The 5867-nt window shown below is 55.0% G+C and carries 6 protein-coding genes; 3 read left to right on the top strand and 3 right to left on the bottom strand.

Features of this window, described 5'->3' with window-relative positions; all coding sequences use genetic code 11:
* The first annotated feature begins 83 nt into the window (after window positions 1–83).
* From tnpA to tnpC, 3 genes are read left to right on the top strand one after another with little or no spacing between them, the layout of a single operon-like run.
* Window positions 84–401 (top strand): IS66 family insertion sequence element accessory protein TnpA, encoded by a 318-nt coding sequence (tnpA, locus tag C7H09_RS07850; RefSeq protein WP_106761476.1) that lies wholly within the window; start codon window positions 84–86, stop codon window positions 399–401.
* Complete coding sequence (tnpB, locus tag C7H09_RS07845) at window positions 401–769, top strand: IS66 family insertion sequence element accessory protein TnpB (protein WP_106761477.1); 369 nt, start codon at window positions 401–403, stop codon at window positions 767–769. The genes tnpA and tnpB overlap by 1 nt, the downstream gene beginning before the upstream one ends.
* Window positions 770–826: 57 nt before the next feature.
* The gene (gene tnpC, locus C7H09_RS07840) at window positions 827–2428 is read left to right on the top strand and encodes an IS66 family transposase (protein ID WP_106762036.1); all 1602 of its coding nucleotides are present in this window, start codon (window positions 827–829) and stop codon (window positions 2426–2428) included.
* Here tnpC and C7H09_RS07835 read toward each other — a convergent pair.
* The 3 genes from C7H09_RS07835 to C7H09_RS07820 form a co-directional block, all read right to left on the bottom strand.
* The gene (locus C7H09_RS07835) at window positions 2425–2850 is read right to left on the bottom strand and encodes an ATP-binding cassette domain-containing protein (RefSeq protein ID WP_106762035.1); all 426 of its coding nucleotides are present in this window, start codon (window positions 2848–2850) and stop codon (window positions 2425–2427) included. The two genes, tnpC and C7H09_RS07835, sit on opposite strands and share 4 nt — an antisense overlap.
* Window positions 2843–3814 (bottom strand): ABC transporter substrate-binding protein, encoded by a 972-nt coding sequence (locus C7H09_RS07830; protein WP_165794804.1) that lies wholly within the window; start codon window positions 3812–3814, stop codon window positions 2843–2845. Before C7H09_RS07830 ends, C7H09_RS07835 begins: the two co-directional genes overlap by 8 nt.
* A 568-nt stretch (window positions 3815–4382) precedes the next feature.
* Complete coding sequence (locus C7H09_RS07820; RefSeq protein ID WP_076611315.1) at window positions 4383–5801, bottom strand: IS1380-like element ISPsp9 family transposase; 1419 nt, start codon at window positions 5799–5801, stop codon at window positions 4383–4385.
* Window positions 5802–5867 lie beyond the last annotated feature (66 nt).

Below are 5867 nucleotides of genomic sequence, written 5' to 3'. Positions count from 1 at the left end.
GTAAGCGCCAATAAATCCGCACCTGTAGCTGACGCCCGAGTTTCGCCACACTGATTCCTGCTTTCACATTAAAGAGGAATCCGATGACTACCCCTGATTTACACCAGTTCTGGCAAGAGACGCTGTCGGACTGGCAGGCCTCGGGCCTGTCCGGTGCAGCCTACTGCAAACAAGAGTCGCTTGTTTATCATCGGTTTGTCTACTGGCGGCAGAAGCTGACCGGTCGTGTCGAATCCAGTGATGAACCGGTTCACGCTCGATCCGGATTCACTCGCGTGACTCCGACTCCGACTCCGGATGCCGGAGTCAGTTTGACCGTGTCACTGCCCGGCGGCGTATCGATCACCGGTCTGCATGCCGGTAATATCGATTTGCTGGGTGCCGTCTTGAGACAGCTGTGATGCGTCACCGCTATCTGCGCCCTTCCAGGGATTTGCCGGAGATCTACCTGTACCGAAAGCCCATCGACTTCCGCAAGCAGGCCAACGGCCTGGCCCTGCTGGTTGAACAGGAACTGGGGCACAGCCCATTCTCCGGTGCACTTTACGCCTTCACCAACCGGCAGCGGAACAAGATCAAATGTCTAATGTGGGAAGACAACGGCTTTGTGCTCTATTACAAAGCCTTGGCTGAGGAAAAATTCAAGTGGCCAGGGCCTGCGGATGAGCTGATGCCGCTGACCGGTGAACAGATCAACTGGTTGTTGGACGGCTACGACATCAGTCTGTTGCGGGGCCATAAAACCCTGCACTATGAGAGTGTCGGATAGCCCTTTTTGCATTACGTTTTAGGTGTGCCAGGGCATTGTTTTTGCTATAATTCCGCCATGAAATCAACGCCTGATAACGCCCTCAAAACCCCGGATCTCAACGGTTTATCGACCGCTGAGATGGTGGCGGTTATCAGCGGCCTTCAGCAGCAACTCGCCTCCAAAGAAGACGCCATCCAGCGACGAGACGCTCGCATCGAGATCCTCGAAGAACTGCTGCGCCATAAGAAGATCCAGCAGTTCGCCGCCAGCAGTGAAAAGCTGCCCAATCAGATCCTGCTGTTCGATGAGGTCGAGCTGGAAGTCGAGATTGATGAACTGCGCGATGAGCTGCCGGACGATGTCGAAGAGGAAGAGACGCCCCGCCGTTCCCGCAAGCGCCGCCAACGTGGCTTCTCCGATACGCTGCTGCGTGAGCGTATTGAATTAACCCTCAGCGACGAAGAGAAAGCCGGTGCCAGCAAGACCTTCTTCACCAAGGTGAAGGAAGAGCTGGAGTACATTCCCGCTCAACTGAAAGTGCTGGAGTACTGGCAGGAAAAGGCGGTGTTCGAGCAGGACGGCGAAGAGCGCATTGTTGCGGCTGCCCGTCCGGCGCGCCCGCTGGGCAAGTGCATCGCCACCCCGTCACTGCTGGCTTACCTCATTACCTCCAAGTATGCCGACGGTCTGCCGTTGTACCGTCAGGAACAAATGTTCCAGCGCCTGGGGCATGAAGTGAGTCGCACCAGCATGGCTCACTGGATCATCCGGCTGAATGACGTCTTCCAGCCGCTGATCAACCTGATGCGGGAAACCCAGAATAGCGGTGATTACCTGCAAGCCGATGAAACCCGGATCCAGGTGCTCAAGGAAGACGGTAAGACCGCCCAATCCGACAAATGGATGTGGGTCACCCGGGGTGGTCCACCGGGAAAACCTTCGGTTCTGTTCGAGTATGATCCATCACGAGGTGGCAAGGTACCGGTGCGTCTGCTGGATGACTTCCAGGGCATTCTGCAAGCCGATGGCTATTCCGGCTATGGGCAGGTCTGTGCCACGAACAAGCTGACGCGGATCGGGTGTTGGGATCACGCGAGACGTAAGTACGTGGAGGCGTCCCGGGCGGCACCGGCCAAAGGCAAAAAAGGCCAACCCTCAAAGGCGGATGTAGCCCTGAGCCACATCCGCAAACTGTACGCCATTGAAAAGGCCGCCCGGGATCTGAGCGACGCGGAGCGATATCGGGTTCGCCAGGAAAAGAGTCTGCCGTTGTTGAACGCCTTTAAAGCCTGGCTGGAGAAAAATGCCCCCAAGGTGATGAAAGGCCTGCTTACCCGTCAGGCCATGGATTACACCCTGAACCAATGGGACTACCTGGTCGGCTACTGTGAGCGCGGTGACCTGAAGATCAGCAATGCCGGAGCCGAGAACGCCATCCGCCCGTTTGCCCTCGGCAGAAAGGCCTGGCTCTTCGCCGATACCTCACAAGGGGCGAAAGCCAGCGCCACCTGCTATTCGCTCATCGAAACCGCCAAGGCCAATGGCCTGGAGCCTTCAGCTTATATCCACCATGTGTTGGAACGCATTGCTGAGTCCGACACGCTGGAGAAGCTCGAAGCGTTGCTGCCCTGGAATGCCGAGTTGCCGGCTTCGAAAAAAGTGGCTCAATACGATTAGGGCAAGCGGGTCGATTTAACGGCGCTTACGAATTTTTTGAAAGCACTTAGGCCAGTTTTTTCCAAGAAATAGTCGACTTTTTCCTGACTCTCTTTGCCTTTCCAACCACCTGTTGTTTTTATGCCGTAAGCAGCGTTTTCTGCGACGGTCATCCAAGGGAACACAGACTCTTGCTGGAAGATCATGGCATTTAGTGGCCTGGATGGATCTTCGTGTGCCATCTCTATGCGCCCCTTTGTTGGCTCTTCGAGGTGTCCACACATCTTCAGTAACGTAGACTTGCCACAGCCACTGGGGCCGACAATGCAAAGAAACTCTCCTGATTTAACGTCAACGCTCACTCCATCGATAGCAGTGAACCTGTTGCGTTCTCCACCGTAGCTCTTAATCACATTACTGATGCGTATCTTGGGATCATTCATTTACATCACCCGATACATTAGAGTGATTATTAAATCCGGAGATAAATGACGAGTCCACCTGATTTTTTATTTCTGGATCTCCACGAAGTAATCCACGTTCCTTCAGTTTATCGATTTGCCACAGAAGCCCATATTGGCCGTCGACATTGATGCTCAAATCTTCTACTGCAACACTTAAAGCGATCTCCTCATAGATGGCTTTATTTCTGCTCGGGATGTATTTTTGATAGATGTCAGCAATTTCTTTTCGACCTTCTTCCGTTACTAGAGACTTTCTTAGCCATGAATTTGTTTTGTAGTAACCATTCATAAATTTCTGGCCAAGCTCGTGATTTTCATTGGCGAGGTTGTTGCTGTAAAGAAGAAAGGCTTGTTGAATTCCGGGAACTACATCTGAGCCTCGGATAAGTACTTCGCCAATTCCCCGCTTGATCGCAAATGTCGTGAAGGGATCTAGCATAATTGCTGTATCAATGGCGTTATTTTCCAATGCAACTAGCATGTCGGGCATCGGCATTGAAACGAGGTCAACATCATTGATATCGAGGCCAGAAGAGTCGATATACTCTCGTACAATCATGTCTAATATTTGACCAGGTGCAGTAATACCGATTTTTGCACCTTCAAGGGACTTGTTTGATCCCTTTATCATTTCGAGAAAGGCTTTTGATGCAACAATTGAGGTCGGGTCGCCGCCTGGCGAACCTTTCTCTAGTCGGAGGGCATCGGCCACTATCTTTACTTCTATGCCGCGGGATAGTGCGTTAAATAGAGGTGCGCCGGATGTTGTCGCGGCTACATCTACTTGGCCAGTTGCAACGGCAGGAGCGATCTCTGCACCGCTCTTGAAGAAAACAGGTTCAACCTCAATACCTTCGGAACTGAAAAACCCCTTTTCGATTCCAACTAAGACTGCGGTAGGGATTCGAAGTGTTCCATATTTGATAATGTCCGTAGAAGACAAGGCGTTTTGGGAAAAGATCAATAAAGCCGAAATTATCAAAGACCGATGAACGGTGAAGCATAGACTTTCCTTTTGGATTTTTGGTTTATGTGATTACTTCAACTTTTATCGTTTTTATAAAATGTTGGCATTCGGATAACTGATACTAGTCAAGAAGAGCTTTACAGCTAGGCGATAAATGTGAAACCAGAAATGCAAAAAATGAATGGCTAGTGGTTTTTGTTATGCGCTATTGTGGTATCTGTTCTCGACTCATTCACCAATTGCTTTGTATGCTTATCGCCTTTCATTGGGAGTGCTCTGGGGGTAGTTTTGTCAAGTACGGTAGCTCTCAACCCGCCTTATTCACGAGGGCGCTGATTGAGCGGTCTGAAGGTACTGGCTGTTGGCATTGCTTATCAGGATTCGCATCTTCAGCGCGAGTGGCTGTTGAGTAATGCCAGAACGCAGCCCTTTTCCTACTTACTTATAGCTCTTTGGAATCAATTGCGACCGTCCAAGCAGCCGTGATCGCCGACCGCCGCTCCGGTCGCTCGCTTTCTGATGCTGTGGTGGTCTCGCAGGAGCGTCAGCTCAGTGCGGTCAGCTTCGGCAGCCCCTTCAGCAGCGTCGGCCACCACTTGTCGGCGGCGGCCCCCAGATGAACGGTGATTCGCCGAGCGTGCAGCCTCAGCGTGGCGGCGACCTTCAGCACCTGCTCGCGCATCCGGCTGAGGCTCCAGCCTTGCCGGGTCTGCCGCTCCAGCAGGCAGCGCAGGCCATGCAGGACCTGGTAGGCGTAGAGACTCAGTAGCAGACTCACTTCGTTGCGGGCCATCACCTCTTGAACGGTGGAAGCGCCGCGGTCGGTCGAGGAGAGATGCACGTCGAGTGCTGATTTCACCTCGCCCATGTGCGCCTCGGCGCTGCCGCGCTTGCGATAGAGTGCTAGGACCTTCTCTGGCGGCCAGTCGAACTTGCTGAGGTTGGTGACCAGGAAGAAGGCATGCAGCAGCAGGTCATCGGGGCGTTCCTGCACCACCAGCACTACGCGCCGCGGTGCCGACCAGGAGCCGGCTTGGTACTCCAGATCGTGGCACCACTCGCGAGGCTGCTCGGGTGGCCGGCCGGGTGGCCGCTTCAGGAGCGGTGCTGCCAGCTTCTGTAGACCGGTGTGACTGCGCAACCGGCCCAGGTATTCGATCTCCCGATCCTCCAGGGCCTCCAGCGTCGCGTTATCGGTAAAACCGGCGTCGATGCGCACACGAACCTGTGCCCCGGTGCTCTCGTTGAGTCGTCGTACCAGATGCGGGATCCAGGTGTCGGCGTTCTCTGCCGGGCCGGCGTTGCCCTCGCGCAGCAGGCCGCCCACCATGTCGCCGGTCTCCGCCAACGATGCGACCAGCGGCGAGTAGATGCGGGCCCCGTAAAGGCCATGATAGGCCGACCCGCCCTGATGGCCATGCACCTCGATCGGCAGGCCATCGATGTCCAGCGTCAGCTGTTTGGGACGTTCACCGTTCTGCAGCGAGGTCAGGCGCCAGACCACCAGCCGCAACAGGCCTTCGTGCACGGCATCGATATTGTCGTTACGACCGAGGCAGCTCAGCAGCCGCGACAGCGTGGCTTGAGACGGCCGGTCCTGGACCAGGGGTGTCATGCCGCGTGCATCGCTGCAGGCCAACTGCCAAAGCGGGTCACGGCGCAGCGTGTCGGTATCGCTGAGATCGATCCAGCCCATCGCACGCTGCAGCACCAAGGTACGCAACTGGCTGGCCAGCGAATGACGGATGCGCAGCGGGTGGCGTCGATCGACCAGATTGTCTTCCAGCGCCTCGATCACGCCGCTGTTGTCGAGGGCTTCACGCAGCAGCAGGGCGCCGCTGTCGCTGGTGGTGCGCTGGCCGCTCAGCTCAACACGGACAGAGCCGTTGCATGAGGGCGTCCAGGTGGATAGGCTTTCACCCATGGCGAGTGGTCCTCTTGAATCGTGTTCTGGCAGGAACATCCTGATTCTACAAGAGAAAACCTCTCGCCATCTTCGTTTTCAGGTCGGCCTCATGAATAAGCCGGG

Source organism: Marinobacter fuscus (assembly GCF_003007675.1).
Taxonomy (GTDB): domain Bacteria; phylum Pseudomonadota; class Gammaproteobacteria; order Pseudomonadales; family Oleiphilaceae; genus Marinobacter; species Marinobacter fuscus.
This window is presented reverse-complemented; position numbering and strand designations above follow the sequence as displayed.